This is a genomic window from Chitinophaga rhizosphaerae, from assembly GCF_003958645.1.
Classification (GTDB): Bacteria; Bacteroidota; Bacteroidia; order Chitinophagales; family Chitinophagaceae; genus Chitinophaga; species Chitinophaga rhizosphaerae.
The window spans coordinates 77,796-102,531 of record NZ_RXLO01000013.1 but is presented as its reverse complement, the minus strand read 5'-3'; the positions used below and the strand labels follow the sequence as shown (position 1 = coordinate 102,531).

Genomic DNA, 24,736 nt, shown 5'->3' with positions numbered 1-24,736 from the left:
CTCGTTACGCGGATCATCGTACGGCTGCATGTTTGCTGTTGGTAAAGATCGTGTCTTTCGGATTGCCGCCTGATTTGAGGTAAGCCATCAGGTCTACCAGCTCCTGCGGGCTCAGCCGGTTGATCATACCGGGCAGCATGGGCGATACTTCGGACACGCGTGTTTTCGACACGCTTTTCTTCGGTACTTTCCGGATGTCTTGCGGCGAGAACGGGTTTTGCGAAACGAAATATTGCTCGTCGTCCTCGTTCGTCAACCTTCCCATGACGCTGCCCCCGTCTTTCAGGTAAAAAACGGTGGCACCGTATTGATCGGAAATGGTTTTGTTCGGGTCGATGATCGATTCGAGGATGTCTTTATTGCTGAAACGGGTGCCCAGCTGCGTGAGGTCCGGACCGGCCACACCGCCCTGCCCTGCCAGGGTATGGCATTTCGAGCAAAGCGTGGCGGAGAACATCGCTTTGCCCTGTTCGAAATTGCTGGACGAGAACCCAATGCTGTCCACCATTTTCACCGCCTCGTCCACTTTCCAGTTGCGGCCCGGGCCTTTGGGCTGCACGCCCGAAGCCACGGAATAGTTCCCGCCGGCCTTCACGATCGAATCGCCAGAGATGGTATTCAGTTGCGCGAATTGCTCTTTCGGCGCCAGCGCCAGCGCGTTTTTCCGGGCGTTATTGATGTAACCCACGAAACTATTGCCGCCCTGGTAACCGAAAGCACCGGCGTACCATGTAAAGTAAGCCTGGCGCAGCGGGTCCGTCCAGCCGTCTTTCGCGCCGGAAAGCACCGTGGCGTAGAAGGTTTGCTGTGCAGGGGGCATTTTCGCCAACATCCCCGCAATGGCCATGCCGTATTGCGGATTGCGCATGATGAGGTCTGAGGAAGAAAGCAGGGATTGGCCGGCCGATGTATCGTCTTTCGCGGAAGCCATCAGCTCCACCGTGATGCGCACGGCATCCGGCGCACCGATATGCACCAGCAGTTTGCTGAGCAAACGGTTGATTTCGTTCGTCCTTGCAGGATAGAACGGCTGGAGCCAGGCCGCCAGGGCCACTCTCGACGCATCGCCGGGCATCCCCATCCGCGTCACCGTCACTTCCGCCGCACGCACCGCGTCTACCTGGCTTTCGGGCGACAACTTCCCGAAATCGACCGTGGCCAGCTTTTGCAGAAGACTGTCGCGCAACGAAGGATCGCCCATCCGCGCCAGCGACAGCACCCCATGAATCAGCGCCACGGGATCGGTCTCGGCGAACACTTTCCCCTGCCAATGCGCCACGGGCTGATGTTCCAGGGCGATCCGGGCTGCATATCTGACGAACCGGTCGGGGTGTTTCAATTGCGGCCAGGCGAAATCGACCGCCGCGGGATCAGGGCCATGTTGATATTTTTCGAGTTGCCGGCGCAGGGAATTTTCTTCGGTCAGCTTCGCCGGTTGCAGTTCATTTGAATAGTCGCCGGCATCTGCGTGATACACGCGGTACAAATCCGATTCCAGTCTGCGGCCGCCGGTGAGGAAATATAACGCCCCGTCAGGCCCGATCACCCCGTCCGTCAACGGCAAAGGCGACCCGGACAGGAACTCCTCGCCGGTAGCCTTGTACGAGCCGCCGTTGGGTTCCAGCTGAAGGGCATACACGATACCGAAACTCCAGTCGAACGCAAACATCGATTTCCGGTATTTTTCCGGGAACCGTGCATTGCCGCCGTACACCAGGTTGGTGGGCGAGCCCTGCCCGATGTTGATCACGGGCGGCAAGTTGTCGGGATAGGCGGGCGACCATTTCATGGAGCCCGTCCGCCAACCGAAATCGCTTCCGCCGGTTGCATGGCAAATCCTTGTGGGGCGGTACCAGGGCAAACCGAAGTCCCACTCCATATCCGAATCATACGTGAAAAGATCGCCGGCGTCGTTGAACGCGATGTCGAACGGATTGCGGTAACCGGCGCTCACCAGTTCCCAGTGCTTGCCTTCCGGATCGATTTTAGCGATCCATCCGCCGGGGGGCTTTACGTTCGCTGCATGCCCGTTGGGGTCTACCATCCGGGGGATGAGGTTATCTTCCTGCCAGTTGCTGGGCAGCATGTACGCATCCATTTCCGGGCATTTGGTGTGGTTGCCGGCGATGAGGTAAATGGATTGCCCGTCGGGCGAAAGGATGATGCTGTGCGGCCCGTGCTCGCCGGAACCTTCCATGGCTTTGAGCAGGGTCACTTTGTCGAACTGGTCGTCGTTATCCGTATCCTGCAGGCGGTACAGCCCGCTGCCTTTGCCGAACTCGTCGTTGGCCGTATGGTTCACCATCACGTACAGGCTGTTGAAAGCGTACAGCAGGCCCTGTGCGAAGCCCATGGTCACTTTCGTGCGCACGGAATCGGTGCCGGGGATGGTGTCTTTACCGAGCCCCAGCGGCTCGATGCTCACTTTTTGTGTACTGTCTGCCCCGATGGGCGGGAGTTTCAGCCGGTACAGGGCGCCGAATTGGTCGGACACGATGAGGCGGCCCTTGTCGTCGAAGGTCATGGCCACCCACGAGCCGCGCCCGCTGTCCGACGGACTGAAAAGGTGTTCGGCGATGAAACCGTCCGGCAATTTGAGCTTGTCCGTTTTCGGATCGGCCGGCCGCGCGGGCCGTTCGTTACAGGAAGATGCGCCGGCGAGGCAGGCAGCCAACACTACCGGCAAGCATTTCAACAGGGAAATTACAGGTATACGCATGGTAATAAAAACTGTATGGTGGAACGCGAAACGTTTCCACAACGTGGTCGAAATTGGTTTCTACAATATAAGTAGCCCGAAATAAAATTTCAGCAGAATGTGACGGATAGCGCCAATATCACACAAACAGTTATAAATCAATCCGATGCATCACCACCGTCTTCCTTGTCTTTTTCTTCGCCCGGTTCCCGCCGGATGTGCAGGTCGCGCTGTGGGAACGGGATAACGATCCCCTGTTCGCGGAACGCCTTATGAATGGCGAAGATCAGCTCGCTTTTGGCAACCATCCCTGCGCGCAGGCTCCCCGTCCAGAAGTATAACTGTATCTCGATGGCGCTGTCCCCGAATTCGGATGCCCAGACAACCGGCTCGGGGAAAGCCAGGATATCGCCGTTCGATTTCATCACTTTTTTCAGGATGGATTCCACCAGCTGCAGGTCCGAATCGTAGGCAACGCCCACCAACAGGGTGTTGCGGCGCATGAGTTTCTGGATGTTCCAGTTCACCAGCTGATCGTTGAGCAGCTCGCCGTTGGGGATCACGAGGTGGGAACCTTCGAGCGTCTGGAGGAGGCTGCTGCGGAAACCGATGGATTTCACCGTGCCGGCTTTCCCTTTGACTTCCACGAGGTCGCCCACGTTGAGGGGTTTCTCGAAAGCCAGGATCACACCGCTCACGAGGTTATTCACGAGCGACTGCAACCCGAAACCGATCCCGACGCCCAGCGCGCCCAATACGAACGTAGCCCTGTCTATGGGAATACCCGCCACGGCGAATGCCAGCAACAGGCCCAGTACGAAAATGAAGATCCGCACCACGAGCAGCCAGCTCCCCAATCCGGCCGGACTGCCCGTATCAGCAGGATGCCCAGATTTATCCGACGCGAAGAACGAAACGATTTTGGAGATGATGGACGCGAGGATGAGGATGGCGAAAAAGGCCAGCACACTGAAAAACGAAAACGTATATGCGCCAACGGTACGCTGGTCGAACAGGAAATTTTCAAGCGGTTTGGTGACGAGATTGAAAACGTAAAACGTTCTGGCGAAAAGATAGAACCAGCCGGCGACGAGGAATACGTAAAAGAACCGCGGGGCCTTCCGGCCAACGGCGGCGAAGTTTACGAAGAACAGCTGGCGTTCCGGCGTCTGGTAAATGTCTGATGCCAGCGTAAGCGCCTCGTTGATAAGGCGCACCGTCCACAAAAACATGATGGCGATCACCACGCTGATGAACCCGCTCACCATCAGTCCTTTCGCAAGGTTGAAACGCCCGGTCAGATTGGCGATGATGGATAATGCCTCCACGATCACCACGAACCAGATGAAATAGACGATCCATTGTTCGCGGAGCTCCTCGCGGCGCCCGCGCGCCAGGTACCAGCTTCCCACCAAAATCCCCCCGGCGGCCAATATTATCATCCACCATCGTTCCGGCCGCGATGCCTGCAACACGAAATTATCGGCGCAGGCCAGCAGGAACAGCAGCCAGATCATCCACCAAAACCGCATCCAGTAAGCCGTGATGAAACTTCTGAATATAACGGTCAAACAAATGGAAGCGATCACCCACAGCAGGCAGATGAACACCCACGGCGGATCGGGAAAAATGAACTGGAAGATGCAAACTACGATCATAACGGCCGACAGCGCAGGATATCGCAACACGAGCTGCCCGTCGAAATCCTTCCGCAACAGCCCGTTGGTGGCCACTTTCCGGCGAAGGGTCCGCAAGAATATGGTACTGAATATCATGAGAACCGCCAGGATGGCGAGCTTTCCGGGATTGTTGCGGACATAAAACCAGAGGATCAGCCGGTTCTTTTCGAAAGCCTGGTGCAGGATTTCGTTCATGGGCCTGGCATTCACCGGCCGTTCATTCAACCCGCTCACTTCGCGCCGGAAGGTTTGTTCCGACAGATCCCTTTCATACCCTTCTATCTGTTCCAGGCCGGATTGCAGTTCATATACCGTCAAATCGAGCTGGTCCTTAATGTGCTGCACGTTGTGCAATGAGCCGGACAGGATACTGTCTATCGGAGAAATCTCTCTCGCCGCAACGTATAATTTGCGGACCACGGGCAGGAACTCCGCCGAATCCATGGGTATAGTGTATAACTGCGGCTTGCTGGCGATGGAATCGAAATTATGGCGAAAGCCCACGAGCTTCTTCCTGTAGGCATCTACCTGCGCTTTCCGCACGTTGGCGCGTTCCAGCAGTTCATGGACCAGTTTGTAGGAAGTGGTCAGATTTCTTTCCGTCTGCAACGCGCCCGTATTTTTGAACACCCCGTCGCTGGCGATCTCGAACCGCTGGCGGATGGCGGCCAGTTCCTTTTTAATGGCGTTCGTATCGAGACTGGTTTTGAGAAAATTGTGGGTGTGACGGATGGTGCGGAGCAGCTCGTCGAGCAGGGCGTCCTGCGCATTGGTGGAATCATGCTGCCGGTATTTGGCCGCATACTCGGCGGGCGCGGCTTCGAGAACCTTGCGCAATATCTGCACCGTGGAATCCCTGACACGCTGCACCACCGAATCGGGATGCTGCCCGCGAACGGAGGAATACGCCATGCAACAGAGCGCGCCAATAAGGAAACAACGGAAGTAACTGCTGAATAGCATTTTCATATTCAACAATTTACAAATTTTCCGGCAGCACACATGGGCTATTTATCCTGATTTTTCCGTTCGTTTAACGCGGCTTCCAGGTCGGCCACCCGTTGCAAAACCGTGTGAAAACGGGATTGACCGGCAGTCAGGGGATGTGTTTTCACTTCCTGCAGCAACCGCTCCGCCACGTCCAGTTCACCAAGCTGGATGGCGTAATCGGCGCGGAGCGACATGGCTTTGAAAAGATTGTCGCAGGGCAGATGGCGGTCGCGTTCGATGGCTTTGTCCAGCAGCGCCGGAACTTTTTCGAATTCGCCTTCGTCGTCTTCGAACCGGTAGGCGTAATCCAGCACGAGGGCGAGGCGTTTGCCGGCCGCAGCGGTTTCGGCGGAGATGGCGGAACCCTCCGGCGCATCGAGCTTCCGGCCCACGCGAATGCAATTGCCCGCGGGGTCGGAAAACATGAATTCCCGCACGCCATACGCTTTATCACGGATCTCGCTGATGCGCGGGAGGCCGCGGGTGGGGAGTTTTCCTTTCTTATTGCGGAGGCCGGCGGTAAACTGTTCGTACAGCCTGTCGGCTTCGTCGGCCAATACATAGCAGGTGTGATAGGAGGTTTTGGGATCGTGATGGCTCACGGCATAGAAATCCAGCCGTATCCCTTCTTTTTCCACGATGGCGTATGGATTGGGCGACTTCTGGCGATAGGTGACCTCAAACCCGATCTGGCGGTAGAAATCGAGCAGGGTATCGAGGTCTTTGCAGGGAAGGATGGGAATCGTCCGGTTCATATGCGCAATTATTTTTGGCAAAATTCCGCTGGCGGACGCGTAAGAAATTGTACGGTTGCGACATTATTCCTCCGGGAAAGGAAGCCCGGCGATCGCTTTGCGGTATTGCCCCGGCGGCATGCCCGCCAGTTCCCGGAAATCGCGGATGAAATGGGCCTGGTCGTAATAGCCGCTGTCGAGCGCTACATCCGTCAGCCGGCGGTTCCCGGGAATTTTGCCCACCGCCCGCTCGAAACGGAGAATCCGGCCGTACATCCCGGGCGATAAGCCGGTGCCGGCCCGGAACATACGCTCGAATTGCCTGCGCGAAGTGTTGAAACGTTGCGCCAGCGCATCGATCCCTTCTTCCATTCCCCCGAAAGCCAGTTCCCGCGCAGCGGCTGCAATGAGCGCCGAATGCCTGCGGGGCACCAGTGCGGACAGGAAATCCCCCGCCAGCCGGGCCCTTTCGGCATTTCCGCCCGCCGACAGCATACGCCGCTCCCATTGATCGCCGGCATTCCCCAATACGCTCCCCAAATCGGCGAAGGCGCCGGTCAGTTCCGTGGCCGGCATTCCGAAAAGCGCCGGGACCGCGCCAGGCAATAGTTCCACACCAAAAATCCCCGACCGTTCCGCAGACACGAATTGCCGGTGTGCGGCCGACTGCCCCTGGAAGCCCGCCAGGAACGAGGGTTCCCATCCACCGCCTGCCGTTTCCGAACCAAACCGCCCTTCATAATGAAAAACGATCCGCGCGGCGCCGGTGGCAATGGAAAGATGGCGTAAATCTTTTCCCGGGACCGGCGCCATCTCTCCTGCCCAGAAACACTTTACGAACCCGGAAAGCTTTGCTGGCGGAGGTATCCTGTAATATTGCATAGTGGTGTGCTGAAGCGGCAATTTAAGGATTCTTCCGTCATTTCGCCGCTACCGCATCGAGGAACTCGATGACCATGTCGGCCGTACGGGCAGGTGCATTGCTGGAAGGGTCCAGCGCGGCGGCTTCGCCCAGGTACGTACCGTGCGCGCCGGGAAAAATGGCGAGCTGGCCATTGGGGAACAACTGGTACATTTCTACGGTATGCGCCATGGTAGCCACATCGTGATTGCCTGCCAGCACGAGTACCGGCTGTTTGATAGCCCGCAGCATATCGGGCTGCCAGTCCCTGAAAGCCAGCAACCGACCCATCAGTTTGGCTACGAAGGTATCGGGATCCGGTTGCGGCGATGTGCTTGTATAGGCGTTCCGTAGCACGGGCGGCATGCCTGCGGCGTCGGCTTTCCGGAACATCGCTTCCAGCCCGGGCACCCAGCCTTCCTTGCTGTAAAACACGGAGGCCACCACCAGTTTGCGCACTTTCCCGGGATGGCGCATCGCCAGCATCATGGCGGAATTGCCGCCGTTGCTGAAGCCCATGACGTCGGCCTGTTGCACGTTCAGCTGGCTCAGCAACGCCGCGGCATCATCTGCGTCCTGCTCGAAACTGAATGGTGTTTTCCGGTCGGCGGTATGGCCGTGACCCTGCAGCTCGATCGCGATCACACGCCGGCCGGCCGACAGCGCCGGCAATACCCTGCCGAAAGTGGTCTCAATCGTAGAACCGCCGCCATGCAGCAATAATACAGGCACACCTTTGTCGGGCCCGTGGATTTCATAATACATGCGCAGCCCGTTCACGTCGGCATAGCCGGTTTTCACGGCCGATGAATCTGTAGCAGCCGCGAAGGATGGGATATTCAGCAAAATGGTCAGATAAAACAGGTATTTCATGATGGTAGTTTTTATGCATGAGATGTCCGTTTACCACACCCGTCCGGTTGCAGCATTACGTTATCGCATGTACGAATTCGTAAAAAAAGGTTATTGCATCAGGCGCCCAGTGCGGCTTCCATGCGGTCGAGCATTTGCAACCAGCTGGGGTAGGCGCCGGTCCTGCGGGCGATGTTTTCGGGGGCGGCCTGGTGGATGGTGATCTCCGTTTTACCGGCGGCAAGCGCGTGGAAGGATACGGTCACCAGTGTTTCGTCGGGCCACTCGGGGTCCATGCCGGCCTGTACGGCCGTGCGGCGGATGCCATGCTCATCTGCCAGGGCGATGTTGTACACGATCTTTTCCGGCGAGGCGATGTCCAGGTATTGGCCGACGCACCAGCAATCCTTTCCGTCCGGCGTGTGGATGCAGGAATGGAAATGGCCCCCGGGGCGGATGTCGAGTTTTTCGAAATGGATGCTGCAATCGTTGGGCGCGAACCATTTTGGAAGGTGTTCCGGGTCTGTCCAGATGCGGAAAACCAGTTCTCTCGGGAAGTTGACCGTCCGCGAGATGAATACGTCATTTGTTGCGGGGCTTGCCGCGTTGGATGTGCTTTGCATTTTTCGGTTTTTTTAGTTCTGGTCCGATGGTGAGCAAATAGGATTCCATGGAGTCGAGGGTTTTGCTCCAGGCTTTTGCGTATTGCGCTACCCAGTCCTGCACTTCCGACAGTGCTTCGAGGCGCGCTTCGCAATGGCGCTCCCTTCCCTCCTTGCGGATCACTACGAGCCCGCATTCTACCAGCAGCTTCACGTGTTCGGAAACGGTGGGCCGGCTGGTGTCGAAATAATCGGCGATGGCGTTCATCGTGAGCGGCTGGCTGGCCAGCAGCTCAATGATACCCCGGCGCGTGGGGTCGGCTATCGCCTGGAATACGTCCCTTCTCTTTTCCATTATGTAGGCATTTCCCTACAAATATATGAATACGTAGGGAAATCCCTACATATTTTTTTTGGGGGGGGGAATGAAAAAGGAGCAATCGTCGATCGCATCCCTGCCTGCCTTCACGAACCGGGATTCCGGCGCAGGAAAAACGTCCGCGTAAAAAGGGTACAACTGCCCGCCTTCCAGCGCGGCGTTTACGAGGAATCGTCCATCGAAATCATCCGCGGTAAAAGGAAAAGTATCACCAACGATTTTGTGTTCCGGTCGTTGCGTAGGTTTATTTACTGTAAAAGGGATTAAAAATGGCGATTGATCGGTAACCAGTCAAGAAAAATGGCGGTACGGGAATAATTTTCGAAAAAATAACACATATTACAATCATATCCACCTTTAGACATTGAAACATAGCAACGAACAGTCCTCCGACCGCAAATTGGCGCGGGGGCTTCAAAACCGCCACATTCAGCTGATCGCGCTCGGGGGCGCCATCGGCACGGGACTTTTCCTGGGCATCGGCCCGGCCGCGGTATCAGCGGGCCCTTCGGTTATCCTGGGGTACGCGCTGGCAGGGGTCATCGCATTCTTCATCATGCGCCAGTTGGGGGAGATGGTTGTGGAAGAACCTGTTTCCGGGAGCTTCAGCCACTTCGCCTATAAATATTGGGGCAACTTCCCCGGGTTCGCTTCCGGGTGGAACTATTGGGTGCTTTACATCCTGGTGAGCATGTCGGAACTGACGGCCATCGGCCACTACGTGCAGTTCTGGTGGCCCGAAATTCCACTGTGGGCATCGAGCCTGTTTTTCTTCGTGACCATCAACGCGCTGAACCTCAGTTCTGTAAAAGTATACGGCGAAGCCGAGTTCTGGTTCTCCATCGTAAAAGTTGCGGCCATCATCGCCATGATCGTGTTCGGCGTTTACCTCCTCTTCAGCGGCAATGGCGGCCCGCAGGCCAGCGTGCAGAACCTCTGGAACGACGGCGGCTTTTTCCCAAAAGGGCTCCTTCAGTCCGATGGACAAGGCGGCTACCAGGGGCTCCTGGCGGCCATGGCGATCATCATGTTTTCCTTCGGCGGCCTCGAACTGATCGGGATCACCGCCGCGGAAGCCGATCAGCCGGAAAAAACCATCCCCCGCGCCACCAACCAGGTGATCTACCGGATCCTCATTTTCTATGTAGGCGCCCTCGTGATCCTGTTCTCGCTGTCGCCCTGGCGCAATATCACCACCACCAGCAGCCCGTTCGTGATGGTGTTCGAAAGCCTGAAAGGGTTTGAGTTCCACCTGTTCGGCAAAACGATTTATTTCACCAGCCTCATCGCCAACGCGCTCAACCTGATCGTGCTCACGGCGGCACTGTCGGTCTATAACAGCTGCGTATATAGTAATTCCCGCATGCTGTACGGTCTGGCAGAACAGGGCAACGCGCCTTCCTTCCTTTCCAAACTGAACAAAAACCATGTGCCCGTGCTCGCCACGGTAGTATCTGCCGCGTTCGTGGCCGTTTGCATCATTATCAATTACATGATGCCCGGCAATGCCCTGCAAGCATTGATGACATTGGTAGTGTCTGCCCTCATCATCAACTGGCTGATGATCAGCGTGGTGCATCTCAAATTCCGGCAGCGGTACAAAAACGGGCAGGCCATCACCAAATTCCCGTCTTTCCTGTACCCCGCCTCCAATTACATTTGCCTCATCTTTTTGACGGGCATCCTCGGTCTGATGCTGCTCACGGGCATGGCGCTCCCGGTATTGCTGATCCCCGCATGGCTCGTGCTGTTGTATGTGTTCTATATCCTGGCCGGCAAGAACAAAAAACGCGAAGCGCTGTAAGGCGTTCTTCCTATTAAAAAAGCGGTCCCGACTATGCCGGGACCGCTTTTTTTTATGGCTTGATATTTTACTGGATCACCCACCAGTTGTAGCTCTCCGGCGCCAGCGTCACCGTCATGTCGATCGTATAATCGCGGTTGAGGGTGTAGTTTTTCGGCGTAGTGCCGTTGGCGGATACTTTAGCCGTCGCCGTTAGTCCGGTATAATAGAGCGGAACGCGGATGGTGCGGGTGATGGCGGTTTTGAGGGGATTATAGAGGATAAGGAACCCTTTCTCCTTCCCTTGCGGATCGGCATGCAGGATGCCGTCCCAATCGCGGGCATCGGCGCGGCGCAGGTGGATGACGTCCGCATTGAGGATGTTGCGGTATTTTTTGTACCAGGTCACCATGTCTTTCACGACAGCCTTCGTGGCGTCGGTATCGTACAGCCGGGGGCCGCGGTAGCAAGCCTGCACCCCGGAGCCGTAATACTGGAACATCAGTTGTTTATAATCGTCCAGATGCTCGTTCAGCGGCTCCAGCACCGCTTCCGGGCCACCGCCCTGGTACCTGGTGAGCGGTACGAAGCCCCAGCCCATGGAAGGCGTTTTCGCCCAGGTGCCGTCGTAAATATTCTGACGGTTAAGGATTTTTTGCTGGTCGCGGGAAAGGGAGAAATTCACTTCGCGGTACCCCAATGCAATTTTGTTGGTGCCGTCGAGGAAGTACCAGTCGGGCGCGTTCACGTATACGCCCTGTTCGTTGAGGGAACGGTACAATTCTTTCTGGATTTCCATCTGGCGCCATTGTGAATCGTGCAGATCCCTGTGCCCGGGGTGCGTTGTGGAAGCGCATACGTCGCCGGGATACGGCCCGTCGTTCTCCCAGATATCGAAACCGGTTTGTTTAATGAAATACTTGATCTTGTCGCGGTACGCCAGCCCCCATTCACTGCCGAAGCAGGGCGCGTTGCCGAAGAAAGCGCCGCCGGGCTTGCCGGTGGCGGGGTTGATCACATCATCCTTATCGCTGATACGGCGGGAGCTGAACAGGGAATATCCGCCGATGAGAATGCCTTTCGCATGCGCATAATCGCTCAACGATTTCCACCTTGCGATGTTGGCGGCGGAAGTGTCTTCCATATTGACATGACTGCCGAAACTGAGGATGAGCGCTTCATAACCGGTGGCGGCGCATTGGTCTACGGCGGTCTTCACTTCCTGGTCGTTTTTGCTGACCAGGTGCATGAAGATGGGGTTGCCGGTGGTCCAAGGCGCGATGGTGCGGTACATTTTGCGAACGGCGAGGCCGCGTCTTTCCCGGTCGTCGCCATCCATGAGCAGTTCCCAGGTGGCGGGCGAGGTCATGCTTTCGCCGTTTCCCAGGTTGACGGCCGTCACCTTGTCCGGGTACGCTTCGAAAAGGCAGGGCGTGCCGTAATCGTAGTTTACCTGCGAAGTGTATGATGAATCCTGCTTCCAGTGGGAGGTTTGGTCGCTCACGGGATAATTCATCGCATTATTGAACGCATAATTCGTTTCGAAATAAATGCCCTGGGGCTTTTTCAATTTTTCGGGCGTGCCTACTACGGCGCTTTCTTCTTCCACCATGCCCAGAATCTCGTGCACGATGCCGTTCACGGTTACATCGGCGCCGCTTTTGTTTTGGACCGTCACCCATTTGGCGATGAGCGGGAGCCCGTCGTAAATGGCGTAGCTGACGATCACGGCAACGCCTTTGGCTTCGGGCGCGGTGCTTTCGTAATAAAACTCGATCTGCCGGCCGGTGGGCTGGTTGCGGTTGGCGGCCCAATAAGCGCCTTTCCAGTTAACACGGGGCTTCAGCGCGGATTCGGTGTGGCGGATGTAGCGGAAATCGCTTTCACCTGCCGTAAATCCGTCGAGCCATTCGGGCTGGAGATAGGCGTTTTCTTTTTGTCCGCGGAGTCCGCCCACGTTCAGCGTTCTCCCGTTGAGGGTGACCCTGGCTTCAGGTTTCACGGCGCGGAGGAGTTGCTGGCCGGTAACGAGGTTGAGGTAATCGTAACAGGCCAGGTTGGGCTGTGTGCGGAATTTCCGTTGCACGAGGCCGTTGCCGATCACAATGTCTTTTCCTGATTCCGTGATTTTCGCTTTCTGCGCGACGGGCGAAACGAGCCAGTCGGGCTTTTGGGAACGGGGGACCTGCGCGTTCACTGTTACGGCGGCCATCATCATTCCCAACATCCAGGTGCTTTTCATTTTCATAACATCAAATAGGTTGAGTAGCGGCGCGCGCCTGATGTGCACGCGCCAACTACAATGTACGAACAGCCGTGTTGCCGATGGAACCGCCCATCATTGCAATCGATTGGTAAATAATTCCTCATTATATAAAAGCAAAAAGATACCATGGGTTTTATTCCTATATTGGTGGTCCGCGCCAAAGCGGAGACCGGCATATGAACAACAGCCATGCCCCGATGCATACGCGCGGGCTTATTTCGATATTGGTGGTGCTCCTGATCTGGGGGAGCTCGTTTTCGGTGACGAAGTTTGTGGTGACGGAGATCCCGCCGCTGACGGCGGCTACGTTCCGGAATGTGATCGCCTGCATTGCGCTGCTGCCGTTCTATCTGGCAAGCAGGCGGCGGACGAAAGCCCCGCTGCCATTGGGAAAGCTCACATTGATGGGGCTTTCCGGCACCACGCTGTATTATCTCTGCTTCAATACCGGCATGCATTATATTCCGGCTAGCACCGGCGCCCTGATCGAAGGCCTCGTGCCGGTGGCCATCGCCGTGCCGGCCGCGCTGATATTGAAGGAGCACCTGGGCAAAAGGCTCGTGGCCGGGATTATTCTATCCGTCGCCGGCGTGATCCTCGTCGGCTTCGTGGGCAACCGCGGCCACGGCGCCGGCAGCACCCTCGGCAGCGCGCTCATCGTAGCCGCCGTGTGCCTCTGGAGCGTGTACACGCTGTTGTCCCGCACCATGAAAGACCATGATACGCTACAGGTAACCGCCGTGAGCATGATGATCGGCACCGCGCTTTCCCTCCCCATCGGGTGGATGGAAGTGCAGCAGACCGGTTGGCCGGAGATTTCGTGGGAAGCCTGGCTGGGATTGGGTTACTGCGGCATCCTGTCGTCTGCCGTGGCGTATTTCCTCTACAATAAAGCCCTCGAAAACCTCCCCGCCGCGCAGGTCGGGAATTTCCTGAACCTCAACCCCGTCATCGGCGCCATCGTTGCCTTCATCTTCCTCCGCGAAACCTTTACCAGCCTGCAATGGGCCGGCGGCGTGCTGGTGATCGCCGGGATATGGCTGAGCTCCGGGAAAAGCGGCCCGGTGCCGGAAAAATAGTTGTTCATTTTCCGGTTGCCCGCCTTCCAGCCGCATCCTACCTTTGACGTAAATCATCGCCCATGCTTACCCGAGAGAGAATGTACCAGGCCATTGTTGAAAAAGACACCACGTTCGAAGGCACCTTCTTCACCGCCGTCAAAACCACCGGCATTTTTTGCAGGCCCAGCTGCACCGCGCGCAAACCGAAGCTGGAGAACGTGGAATTCGTGACCTCCGCCAAAGAAGCCATCCAGAAAGGCTACCGCCCCTGCAAAGTGTGCCGTCCGCTGGAGAAGAGCGGCGAAACCCCGGCGCCCATCCGCGAACTCCTCGAAGCTTTATACGCCGACCCGTCGAAGAAATTCCGCGACGGAGAACTGGTCGCGCTCGGCCTGGAGCCCAGCACCGTCCGGCGCTGGTTCCTGAAAAACCACGGCATCACGTTCCACGCCTATCAGCGGATGTTCCGCCTCAACTCCGCTTTCCGACACCTGCGCGAGGGCGCCCCGGTAACCGGCACCGCTTTCGAAGCAGGGTACGATTCGCTCAGCGGCTTCGCCGATTCGTTCAAATCCGTTTTCGGCGTGGCGCCGTCCAACAGCCGGAGCCGCAACGTGGTGAACGTTTCCCGGCTGGAAACCCCGCTGGGCACCATGTTCGCCTGTGCCGCCGCGGCCGGCATCTGCCTCCTCGAATTTTCCGACCGCAAAATGCTCGAAACGGAACTGAAAGACATCGCACGGCTGCATAACGCCGAAATCATCCCCGGCCTGAATCCCCATTTCGATACGCTGCGCACGCAGCTCGACGAATATTTCGAAGGGAAAAGAAAATCCTTCAGCGTACCGCTCTTCATGCCCGGAACGCCCTTCCAGCAACAGGTTTGGCAATTGCTGCTGGACGTGCCCTTCGGTACTACCAGCACCTATAAAAGGCAGGCGCAAACCCTGGGATCGCCGTCGGCCATCCGCGCCGTGGCCCGCGCCAACGGCATGAACCGCATTTCCATCCTCGTGCCCTGCCACCGCATCATCAGCGAAGACGGACAGCTCACCGGGTACGGCGGCGGCGTGCACCGCAAACAATGGCTCCTCGATCATGAAAAGAAAAATGCATAGCCGGACATCCGCTGTTCCGAAAACGGACATATTATTTAAATATTAATACATAATTGCCTCGTTAAAAATCCGCCGACTTTTGGCATTTCCTTGGTGAATCGATTTCCCATGATCCGGAATTATCTCAAAATCGCCTGGAGGAATCTCCTCAAAAACAAGACGTTCTCGCTGATCAACATCGCGGGACTATCGATCGGGATGGCCGTAGCCCTCCTGATCGGGCTTTGGCTCCACGACGAGCTGACGTTCGACAAGGGTTTCCCGAATCACGACCGCATCGTGCAGGTGATGCAACACCAGACGTTCAACGGAGAAACCGGCACACAAACGGCCAATCCTTACCAGATGGCCGAAGCGATCAAAGAGAAATACGGCGCCGATTTCAAGCATGTGGTACAGGCGAGCTGGCCCGGCGGGTATGTGCTGTCCCACAACGATAAGGCCCTTTCCCGCATGGGTAACTTTTTCGAGCCGGGCATAACGGACATGCTGTCTTTGGAAATGCTGGCCGGAACACGGGAGGGGTTGAAAGACGTTAATTCCATCATGCTTTCCGAATCGTCCGCCAAAGCGTTTTTCGGCGACGGCGAAGCGGTTGGCCAGATGCTCAAACTCAACAACAAGCTACCGGTTAAAGTGACCGGCGTGTATAAAGACTTACCGAAAAATTCGGAATTTGCATCGCTGCATTTCATTTGCCCATGGTCTTTATACCTTGCAGACAATCCCTGGATCAGGGAACTGGAGAACCCCTGGCGTTCCAACTTCACGCAAACTTATGCCCAACTGGCCGATCATGCAGACCTGGCAACTGTTTCCGGGAAAATTAAGAACGTGAAAATGGATAAAGTACGCGCTGCGGAAAAAGCTTACAACCCGGTTGTGTTCCTTTGGCCGATGGACAAATGGCATTTATACGGCGACTGGAAATATGGTAAAAACGTCGGCGGCCGGATCAATTCCGTCTGGCTTTTCGGCATCATCGGTATATTCGTGCTGCTGCTGGCCTGCATCAATTTCATGAACCTCAGCACCGCCCGCAGCGAAAAACGTGCGCGGGAGGTGGGTATCAGGAAGGCCGTGGGGTCTCATCGCCAACAACTGATTTTCCAGTTCTTCACCGAATCTACCCTGCTCGCGCTGATCGGTTTCGTACTGTCGATCGCGTTAGTAGCCGCCGTATTGCCCATATTCAACGATATTGCGGGCAAAAGGATGTCGCTTCCCCTGCAAGCGCCGGCTTTCTGGTTATCCGGCCTGGCGATCGTACTGGTGACGGGTTTGCTGGCAGGTAGTTACCCAGCTTTCTACCTGTCGTCTTTCCAGCCGGTGAAAGTATTGAAAGGCACGTTCAAGGCGGGCCGGTATGCTGCCACGCCCCGGAAAGCCCTGGTGGTACTACAGTTCACCGTTTCGGTGGTGCTGATCATCGGCACCCTCATCGTTTTCAAACAAATACGCCATGCGCAGGAACGGCCGGTGGGATACGACCGCGAAGGACTTATCTACACGTACATTTCCACCGACGAATTGCGCAATCATTACGAGGCCATCCGTAGCGAAGCATTGGCAACTGGTGCGGTTGTTGAGATGGCGACCGCTACATCGCCACCCAACAGCGTGAACGCTATCAACAACGGGTTTACCTGGGAAGGGATGGAAGCCGGTGCGCAGGGAAACTTCGCCCAAATCGAAGTTTCACACGATTATGGCAAGGCCATTCAATGGGAAATAATCCAGGGGCGCGACTTTTCAAAGCAGTTCGCTTCCGATTCCAACGCCATCGTCCTCAATGAAACGGCGGTGAAATTCATGCAGTTGAAAACTCCCATCGGATCTGTCGTAAAAAAAGACGACCGATCGTACAAGGTGATAGGCGTGGTGAAAGACATGATCATGCAATCGCCTTATACGCCTGTATTCCGAACTGTCTGGAACATCGATGCAGGCCGGGGTGACCTGTTCCTCATGCGCCTTGATCCCGGCAAACCGATCCAGGCTTCGCTCAAGCAACTGGAGGGGATTATCGCCAAACACGATCCAGGGATCCCCTTTATATATGAATTCGTGGATGTGCAATACAAACAGAAGTTTTTATCTGAACAGCGGATCGGGAAGCTGTCGGCCTATTTCGCCATGCTGGCGGTTTTCATCAGTTGCCTGGGGCTCTTCGGCATGGCGAGCTTCATGGCGGAGCAGCGCACCAAGGAAATTGGCGTCAGGAAAGTGTTGGGCGCATCCGTATTCAGCCTGTGGCGGCTCATGTCTACCGATTTCGCCATCCTGGTATTGATCGCCCTGGCGATAGCGGTGCCGCTGGGCTGGTGGGCCATGCAACACTGGCTGAACGATTTCGAGTACCGGACCATCATTTCGTGGGACATTATCGCGCTCACCTGCCTCGGCGCCATGTCCATCGCCATCCTGACCATCAGCACGCAAAGTATCCGCGCGGCTTTGGCGGACCCCGTCAAAAGCCTCCGGTCCGAATAATCTTTTCTTCTATCGTTTGCAACGCGGCTCCGGGAACGGGGCCGTTTTGCTTTTGTATCACTTCCGCATAAATAATCCCGACAGCAGCCGTACCACCAGCAACGACGCCAGGCTGAAACCCAGCGTCAGCCACCAGTCTATCGCCGGCATCATCTGCAGCCGCAGCGCCTCTGCCACCGGCGGGATGAACAGGCAGCCGAACGTGAGCCCCGCACTGAGAAAAATCGAACCGATCAGGTATTTATTCCGCATCACGGGGCCCCCGATGAACTTTTCGCGCGGTTCCTTCATGCTGAGCGCGTGAAAGAGCTGGGAAAGGATGAGGGTATAAAAAAGTACGTTATTGGCCGCATGCAGGTCCGTTTCCCCTTCCCGGAAATACTCCGCCGTGAAAGCCGCACCCAATGCGCTTCCACCGATAACGGCAGCGTATACCCAGATCCACGTCCAACCGTTGCGGCTGAGAATGGGCTTGCGCGGATCGCGGGGATTTTTCTGCATGACGGTTTCGTCTCCCTCCGTAAAACCCAGCGCCATGGCCGGGAATACGTCGGTAATGAGGTTAATGAACAGGATCTGAATGGCCACCAGCTGAAAGGGAATATTGAAAGTGGCCACCAGCCCGATTACCAGCAATTCGCTCAGGTTGCAGGATAACAGGAAAATGATGAACCGGCGGATGTTCGTGAAAATGACCCTCCCCTGCCGCACGGCCGTCACGATCGACTGGAAGGCATCGTCTTTCAGCACCATATCCGCCACTTCCTGCGACACCTGTGTGCCGCGGATCCCCATCGCGATACCGATATCCGCCTTTTTGAGCGCCGGCGCGTCGTTGACGCCGTCGCCCGTCATGGCTACGATCTGATGTTGTTCCTGCAGCCCTTTCACGAGGTCGAGTTTCTGTTTGGGGCTTACCCTGGCGAACACGGCGGCACCTTCCCAGGCCCCGGCGTCTTTTTCCAGCTCGCGGCCCGTGACCACTGCCCTTTGCCCTTCCTCCACGATGTCCAGCTGTTTGGCGATGGTAGCGGCCGTGGCGGGATGGTCGCCCGTGAGCATGAGCACCCTGATGCCCGCGCCGTGGCATTCGCGGATAACTGCCTTTACGCCGGCGCGTGGCGGGTCCATGAACCCGGTAATACCGAGGAACACCAGCTCCTGCAGCATTTCACCTGGCCGGTCGCTTTCTTCCCGGCTGGCATAGCCAAGGGTTTTAAGGCCCGATGCGGCCAGCTTTTCGGTGGCTTCCATCCATTCTTTCTTATGGGCGTCGGTAAGCGGTTCGCGTTGGCCGTTTTCGAGGATGAAAGTGCAGTATCCCAACAGGTCTTCCGTGGCGCCTTTGGCGGAAACGCGGAACTGGCCGATGTTTTGATGCAGTGTAGCCATGACGCGGGTATCGGAATTGAAGGGGGCTTCGTCTAACTTCCGGAAAGCGATGCGGAGCGGTTCCGCCTCCTCGCCCGTTTCCCCGGCAAATTGCAGCAGGCTCACTTCTATGGGGTCTCCGATGTGCTGATCGCCGTTCAGGGTGGCGTTGTTGCAAAGGACCGCCGTTTCCCGCAGCAGGCGGAAGGCCTCTCCGGCCGGGGGCTCCTCACCCTGTTTCCAGGCGGCGGCAGGCAGCCAGGCCTCCGTCACCTGCATCCTGTTTTCCGTCAGCGTCCCGGTTTTATCGGTGCAAATAACCGTCGTGGCCCCGAGGGTTTCCACGGCGGAGAGCTTTTTCACGATCACGTTCTGCCGCGCCATGCTGATCATCCCCCGCGCCAGGCTCAGCGTCGCCACCACGGGCAAACCTTCCGGAATGGCCGCCACGGCCAGCGCGATGGATGTTTTCAGCATTTCCAGGATAGGGACCTGGTTCAGCACGCCCGCCCCGAAAATCAGGATCACGATCACCACCGTGATGCCGATTAGCCGTTTGCTGAAGCTTTCCAGCTTCTTTTCCAGCGGCGTGGCCGATTTCTGCGCCCCCGCCACCATATGCGCGATCTGCCCCAGTTCGGTTTTCATGCCGGTGGCGGTACAGAGCACCTGAGCGTTGCCGTTACGGATAAAGGTCCCTTTGTAGACCATGTTCGTCCGCTCGGCCAAGGGCGTATCTTCCGGCAGCTCCGCCGGCGATTTTTCGACCGGGAGGGATTCCCCGGTAAGGGCAGATTCATCCGCCTGGAGGCTAGTGGATGCGAGTATCCTGCCGTCGGCCTGCACCATATCTCCGGCGTCGAGCAGCAGGATGTCGCCCGGGACGATTTCCGTGGAAGGGATTTCGGTGACCCGTCCGCCCCGGAGCACCCGGGCCGACTGCGTCGTCAGCTGCCGGAGGGCGTCCATGGCCTTTTCCGCCTGGAATTCCATAATGAAGCCGATCAATGCGTTGAGCAGGATCACCACGGCGATGGCGATCGCGTCCAGCCATTCCCGGAAGAACAAAGACATGCCCATGGCGATGAGCAGCAGGTAGATCACGGGGCTCATGAACTGGTGCAAAAGGATCAGCCAGGGCGACTCCCGCCGGGTGGCGGCCAGTTCATTGGGCCCATATTCGGCCAGCAGCGCGGCCGATCGACCGGGGGAGAGCCCGGCGGATGGGTCGGCCCCGAACTGCTGTATTAAATCTTCGATACGGCTATGAAATTCCATGCAGCAAGTGTTGGTGTGTCAAGACTTTACAAATGAGCAACAAATTTGTTACCGATTCGGTGACGCAAACACGTTTTTATATGAAAAATTCGTTGTAAATTAAATCTAATTCAGACTACCTATAACTGTTACATACATGCCAGCGCGTATTATTGCTTTCGTGTGCCTTTTGATGCAGGCTAACTGCCTGCTTGCGCAAAATCTTCAGTTCGACGGGCTTTATTCCGCCCCTACGGGCCGTGTGCCCGAGGTATCCACCGCCGTTCACACGTATCTCCGATTTTACCCGAACGGGGTATTTTTTCTGCAATCCGTGCCATCAGACAATGCCCAAAGCGTGGCGGAATGGTTCGGCCGGAACAGTAAATACGCCCAGAAAGGCACCTACACCATGCAGGGCGGCGAGCTGGTGATGCACCTGGGTAACGGCGGCAGCATGGGCTCCACTTCGGAAGACGGGCAGCCGGCCTTCCTCCGCGGGCAGGTGAAAGACGGGCGGCTGGTGCTGACCAATATCAGTGACTGTTCCGAATACAACTATGCGTTCCAGTCCGTGCAAGACACCACGGTCGTGAAATACAACCGTTATCAGCCGGAGCTTCGCCTCCCCGGCGCCTGGAAGCTCCAGGAATGCCTGAAAGACAAAAAGCAGCAAATCATCCTCACCAATACCGACTCTACCGTGATCGCCATTTGCGTGATGCCGGGCGAAGCGCTGGACGTGTTCGTGCGCGAGCGTACCGACTTCGAAAACGCCCTCGCGTATTATAATTGGGACGCCCGCACCCTTCGCGAGGAATCACGGATGACGGTCCGCAAGCTCACCGAAAACCACGAAAAGGCCTATATCTGCGGGCAGGCCAAAAATGGTCAGAACAACATGTATTTCCTGTTCGGCACCCGCGGCAACCTCCTCTACAATTGCATGATCAAGGCGCCGGACATGCCGGAGCAGGAAAAGATCGACCTGCTTGAAAGAGTGTATGAAATGAATCACCTGTAAACCGTGTACAGCGGCTTCCAGTCGCTATCCGGCTCAAAATGCCGCCAGATCGCCGCCGATACGTTCCTGATCAATACCACCGCTTCATTGTCGACCGCCCAACGTTGGTCTTTAATGTTCTTCGTGGCGATTTGGAACACGTAATCGCCGTGCGGCGCATTCACCAGCACCACTTCCCCCCTCGCATCGTCTACCGCCCCTGTTTTATGCGCAGCCTGTACATAAGGCGGGATCTGCGACAGGGAAGATTCGTCGTTATACCCGCGGCACATAAGGCGGTACATGCGGTCGCAGGCGGCGGGGGTTAAAATCTCCCCTTTCCGGATCATCGAGACCAGGCGCGTCATTTCGCGGGGCGTGGTCTGCCCCCAACCGTAAATCTTCCAGATGTCGGCCCGGCCGGGCGTGCGCGAGTTCACGCGTGTGTTTTTGAAACCATATTGTTCGAGGATTTCATTGACGCGTTGCCCGCCGCCGGCCAGTGACTGGATCCAGAGCGAAGTGGTGTTGTCGCTGTAAGACATCATGAGCGCGGCCATCACGCTGATTTCCGTTTCAGCGCTGTCTTTGAAGAGCTTCATCAGCCCCGAGCCCCCGTATTTCGCGGAATCGCGGTACACCATGGGCTGGTGGTAACTCAGTTCCCCTTTATCGATCTTGTCGAACAGCCCTACCAGCAGCGGTACTTTCACGATGCTGGCGGTCGGGAACACCGTATCGGCGTTGATGGCGGCGAAGCGGCCCGTTTTCAGGTGCTGCACGTAAATACCCACGTCGCCGTTGAAACTGCGCGTCAGTTCGAGCAATTGGGCGGTGAGTTTACGGTCTTCCTTCTGGGAAAAGGCCGCGAGCGGAAGGGCCACGAAAAGGCAGAGCGTCCGGAGACAAAAGCGATGGTTCGGCATAATGGGGAATCCTGGGTTTGGGAAGGATGACCCAAAATAAAAAATTTCGCCGGCTTTACCAATGGTTACACGCCGATGTGCAGGAAGAAGTTCACGCCCTCGGGCTCGCGTTCCACATACACCCGCTCCGCATCCGCACCGGCGCGCAAAGCCAGCTCGCGCAAGTGGCCGGCGGAACGGTGATGGAGGTACCATTCGCTGATGATCTCCATATAACCGCGCGTGGGGTTATGGTCCCCGAAATTCCCGACGATCACTTCGCCGCCGGGCTTCGTCCAGCCCATCATCTTTTGCAACAGTTTCACGAAAACGCCGTCCTCGAAATAATCGAACAGTCCTGCGCTCCAGGCCACATCGAACCGCTGGTGCGTATCGAAGCGGAATACATTGCGATGAATGAATTCGATGTGATGTTTGAAGGAAACGTTGAGATTTGACGCGTAAGCGATGGCTTTATCGTCGGCTTCCACGCAAACCGTTTGCATCCTGGCGGGATCGATACGGGCATACGCTTCCGCGAGATCGCGCCCCGGGCCGCTGGCGATGTTGAGCAGGCGGAAGGAATCGCGGGCGCGGAGGGTTTTGCGGACCATGCGGATGAAGTAGTCTTTCCGGTTGCGGACCGCGCGGGTAGCGGGTTGGCGATGCCAGAAGATGTCCCATTTACTGAGGCGGCTGTCTTCCGTTACTTCCTGGCGGTAAATTTTATCGATGATGAGAAAATCGCCGGCATATCCGAACGGTTTGGCGCGGGCATGGCCGAGGATGGTGTGGCCGATGGCTTCGTTGCTGCCGAACCCTTCGTACAGGGATTCCTGGTCTGCTTTCGAAAACTCCCCGGCCCGGAGGGCCGCGGCGATGTATTCGAAGATCTCGTTCAGTTCGGCGTATTCGTGGGGCTCGGGGCCACCGTTGCCGATGATGCGGTGTAAAAACCGGAATGATGCGGATGTTGCTAACATTTGGGGTAACATTTTTTTGTAAATGTGCGGGATCGGGTGCGGTGATGGACGGCGCAATTAATGGAGAGTGCTTTTGGGTTAACCGGGAGGCGCCAATCATTAATCGGCGCTTTCGAACGGGGAAGCGCATCCCTAATTTCACGGAACAAAACCCCATTGTCATGCAACACATCGGTATCATCGGCGCGGGCCTCAGTGGCCTCGTCACCGCAAAAGCTTTCCTGGGCGCGGGTTACCGCGTCACCCTGTTCGAAAAAGCCGCCGCTATCGGCGGTGTATGGGAAAAAAGCCGCTCCTATCACGGCGTTGCCACCCAAACTACCCGCGACGAATACGCCTTTTCCGACTTCCCCATGCCGAAAGATTATCCGCTCTGGCCTTCCGGCGAACAGGTGCAACGCTACCTGCAATCGTACGCCGAACACTTCGGCCTATTGCCCAACATCCGGTTCAACTCGGCCGTTTCCTGGCTGCGCCACGAAGATGGCGCCTGGCTGGCAGACGTCACCCACTTGCCTTCCGGACAAACGGACACCCAGGTGTTCGATTTCATGGCCGTTTGCACCGGCACTTTCAGCACGCCCAGCATTCCCGATTTCCCCGGTGCGGCATCTTTCAGGGGCCAGCTCCTCCATTCCAGCCAGATCACCGATGCCGCCGCATTGAAAGGAAAGCGCGTGGCCGTAGTGGGGTTCGCCAAATCCGCGACAGACGTGGCTACCTTGTCGGCCGGCATCGCCACGGAAACGCATCTGCTGTTCCGCAAGGCGCAATGGAAAGTGCCGCGCTACTTCGGGAACCTCATCAATATGCGTTACCTCCTTTTCTCGCGCTTCTCCGAAGCTTTCTTTAACGCACCATATAAAACCCCGTTCCAGAAATTCCTCCATTCCGCCGGCAAGCCCATGGTATGGATGCAATGGCGGGGACTGGAACTCTTATTAAAAACCCAGTTCAAACTGAAAGCCTGCAACATGCTCCCCACCCACCGCATCGAAGACCAGATCAGCTGCAGCCTGGGCGTGGCGCCGGAAGGGTTTTACGAGAAAGTGAAAGCCGGATCCATCCGGGCGCAGCAAACGGAAATAGAAAGGATCGAGGGCGATGTCATACATCTCAAAAACGGCGGTTCATTGCAGGCAGACGTGCTCGTTTGCGGCACAGGGTTCCGTCAAACCCTGCCCTTCCTCGACGCGCGGCACCGGCAACATATCATCGGCGAACAGGGGCATTTCCGGCTGTTCCGCAACATCCTCCATCCCGATGTGCCGAACCTGGGATTCGTAGGATATAACTCCAGTCTGTTCACGACCCTCACTTCCGAAATCGCCGCCAACTGGCTGGTCCGTTATGCACAAGGAAATTTGCGCCTTCCGCCTCCCGAACAGATCCGCGCGGACATGACGTTCATGGGCAACTGGCGCCAATCCGGGAGGCCGATTGCCGGGGAGTTCAGCGGCACCTGCGTGGCGCCGTTCAATTTCATGCATTTGGACCAGCTAATGCGCGACATGGGCCTTCGTACCACCGCCACCCGCTGGTTGCCGTACGAATTTTTTAAGCCGATCAACCCGAAAGATTATCGTATTTTACTGGGAGATTCCCCAAAGGATGTACCCCAGTCTCGGGCGGCCGTCCGCACCGCAGACGCTATCGCGTAA

General features: G+C 56.8%; 17 protein-coding genes. 6 read left to right on the top strand and 11 right to left on the bottom strand.

The window, feature by feature from the left end; genetic code table 11:
* Positions 1 to 13: 13 nt before the first annotated feature.
* From EJ361_RS22965 to EJ361_RS22935, 7 genes are all read right to left on the bottom strand, one after another.
* A complete protein-coding gene (locus EJ361_RS22965; protein ID WP_126248774.1) occupies positions 14 to 2,719 on the bottom strand; it encodes a c-type cytochrome in 2,706 nt (901 codons plus the stop codon).
* Between the two features lie 137 nt (positions 2,720 to 2,856).
* Positions 2,857 to 5,346: a mechanosensitive ion channel domain-containing protein gene (locus tag EJ361_RS22960; RefSeq protein ID WP_126248772.1), complete on the bottom strand. Its 2,490-nt coding sequence runs from the start codon at positions 5,344 to 5,346 to the stop codon at positions 2,857 to 2,859.
* A 38-nt stretch (positions 5,347 to 5,384) separates the two neighbouring features.
* Complete coding sequence (locus EJ361_RS22955) at positions 5,385 to 6,122, bottom strand: bleomycin resistance protein (protein WP_126248770.1); 738 nt, start codon at positions 6,120 to 6,122, stop codon at positions 5,385 to 5,387.
* A gap of 63 nt (positions 6,123 to 6,185) precedes the next feature.
* Positions 6,186 to 6,983, bottom strand: a complete 798-nt coding sequence (locus tag EJ361_RS22950) for a helix-turn-helix domain-containing protein (protein ID WP_126248767.1) — start codon at positions 6,981 to 6,983, stop codon at positions 6,186 to 6,188.
* A 37-nt stretch (positions 6,984 to 7,020) separates the two neighbouring features.
* On the bottom strand, positions 7,021 to 7,875 hold the full coding sequence (locus EJ361_RS22945; protein ID WP_126248765.1) for an alpha/beta fold hydrolase: 855 nt from the start codon (positions 7,873 to 7,875) through the stop codon (positions 7,021 to 7,023).
* 98 nt (positions 7,876 to 7,973) lie between these two features.
* Positions 7,974 to 8,477 carry an SRPBCC family protein gene (locus EJ361_RS22940; protein ID WP_126248764.1) on the bottom strand — a complete coding sequence of 168 codons (504 nt, stop codon included), beginning with the start codon at positions 8,475 to 8,477 and terminating at the stop codon, positions 7,974 to 7,976.
* Entirely contained in the window at positions 8,437 to 8,811 is a 375-nt protein-coding gene (locus tag EJ361_RS22935; RefSeq protein WP_126248762.1) for an ArsR/SmtB family transcription factor, read from the bottom strand. Before EJ361_RS22935 ends, EJ361_RS22940 begins: the two co-directional genes overlap by 41 nt.
* Positions 8,812 to 9,199: 388 nt before the next feature.
* On the opposite strand from EJ361_RS22935, the gene EJ361_RS22930 reads away from it, so the two are divergent.
* A complete protein-coding gene (locus EJ361_RS22930) occupies positions 9,200 to 10,639 on the top strand; it encodes an amino acid permease (RefSeq protein ID WP_126248760.1) in 1,440 nt (479 codons plus the stop codon).
* Positions 10,640 to 10,706: 67 nt separating this feature from the next.
* On the opposite strand, the gene EJ361_RS22925 is transcribed toward EJ361_RS22930, so the two are convergent.
* A complete protein-coding gene (locus EJ361_RS22925; protein ID WP_164714388.1) occupies positions 10,707 to 12,866 on the bottom strand; it encodes an alpha-galactosidase in 2,160 nt (719 codons plus the stop codon).
* A 194-nt stretch (positions 12,867 to 13,060) separates the two neighbouring features.
* On the opposite strand from EJ361_RS22925, the gene EJ361_RS22920 reads away from it, so the two are divergent.
* The 3 genes from EJ361_RS22920 (at position 13,061) to EJ361_RS22910 (ending at position 17,556) form a co-directional block, all read left to right on the top strand.
* Entirely contained in the window at positions 13,061 to 13,963 is a 903-nt protein-coding gene (locus EJ361_RS22920; RefSeq protein ID WP_126248758.1) for a DMT family transporter, read from the top strand.
* A gap of 62 nt (positions 13,964 to 14,025) precedes the next feature.
* Complete coding sequence (locus EJ361_RS22915; RefSeq protein WP_126248756.1) at positions 14,026 to 15,063, top strand: bifunctional transcriptional activator/DNA repair enzyme AdaA; 1,038 nt, start codon at positions 14,026 to 14,028, stop codon at positions 15,061 to 15,063.
* A gap of 108 nt (positions 15,064 to 15,171) precedes the next feature.
* Entirely contained in the window at positions 15,172 to 17,556 is a 2,385-nt protein-coding gene (locus EJ361_RS22910; protein ID WP_126248754.1) for an ABC transporter permease, read from the top strand.
* Between the two features lie 57 nt (positions 17,557 to 17,613).
* Here the strand turns inward: EJ361_RS22910 and EJ361_RS22905 are convergent, their stop codons facing one another.
* Positions 17,614 to 20,205, bottom strand: coding sequence for a cation-translocating P-type ATPase (locus EJ361_RS22905; RefSeq protein WP_126248752.1), 2,592 nt, complete (start codon positions 20,203 to 20,205; stop codon positions 17,614 to 17,616).
* A 136-nt stretch (positions 20,206 to 20,341) separates the two neighbouring features.
* On the opposite strand from EJ361_RS22905, the gene EJ361_RS22900 reads away from it, so the two are divergent.
* The gene (locus tag EJ361_RS22900) at positions 20,342 to 21,208 is read left to right on the top strand and encodes a hypothetical protein (RefSeq protein WP_126248750.1); all 867 of its coding nucleotides are present in this window, start codon (positions 20,342 to 20,344) and stop codon (positions 21,206 to 21,208) included.
* Here the strand turns inward: EJ361_RS22900 and EJ361_RS22895 are convergent.
* Both EJ361_RS22895 and EJ361_RS22890 read right to left on the bottom strand, forming a co-directional pair.
* Positions 21,199 to 22,113 carry a serine hydrolase gene (locus tag EJ361_RS22895; protein WP_126248748.1) on the bottom strand — a complete coding sequence of 305 codons (915 nt, stop codon included), beginning with the start codon at positions 22,111 to 22,113 and terminating at the stop codon, positions 21,199 to 21,201. The two genes, EJ361_RS22900 and EJ361_RS22895, sit on opposite strands and share 10 nt — an antisense overlap.
* Before the next feature lie 65 nt (positions 22,114 to 22,178).
* Positions 22,179 to 23,075, bottom strand: a complete 897-nt coding sequence (locus tag EJ361_RS22890; protein WP_164714387.1) for a class I SAM-dependent methyltransferase — start codon at positions 23,073 to 23,075, stop codon at positions 22,179 to 22,181.
* Between the two features lie 161 nt (positions 23,076 to 23,236).
* On the opposite strand from EJ361_RS22890, the gene EJ361_RS22885 reads away from it, so the two are divergent.
* A complete protein-coding gene (locus EJ361_RS22885) occupies positions 23,237 to 24,736 on the top strand; it encodes a flavin-containing monooxygenase (RefSeq protein WP_164714386.1) in 1,500 nt (499 codons plus the stop codon).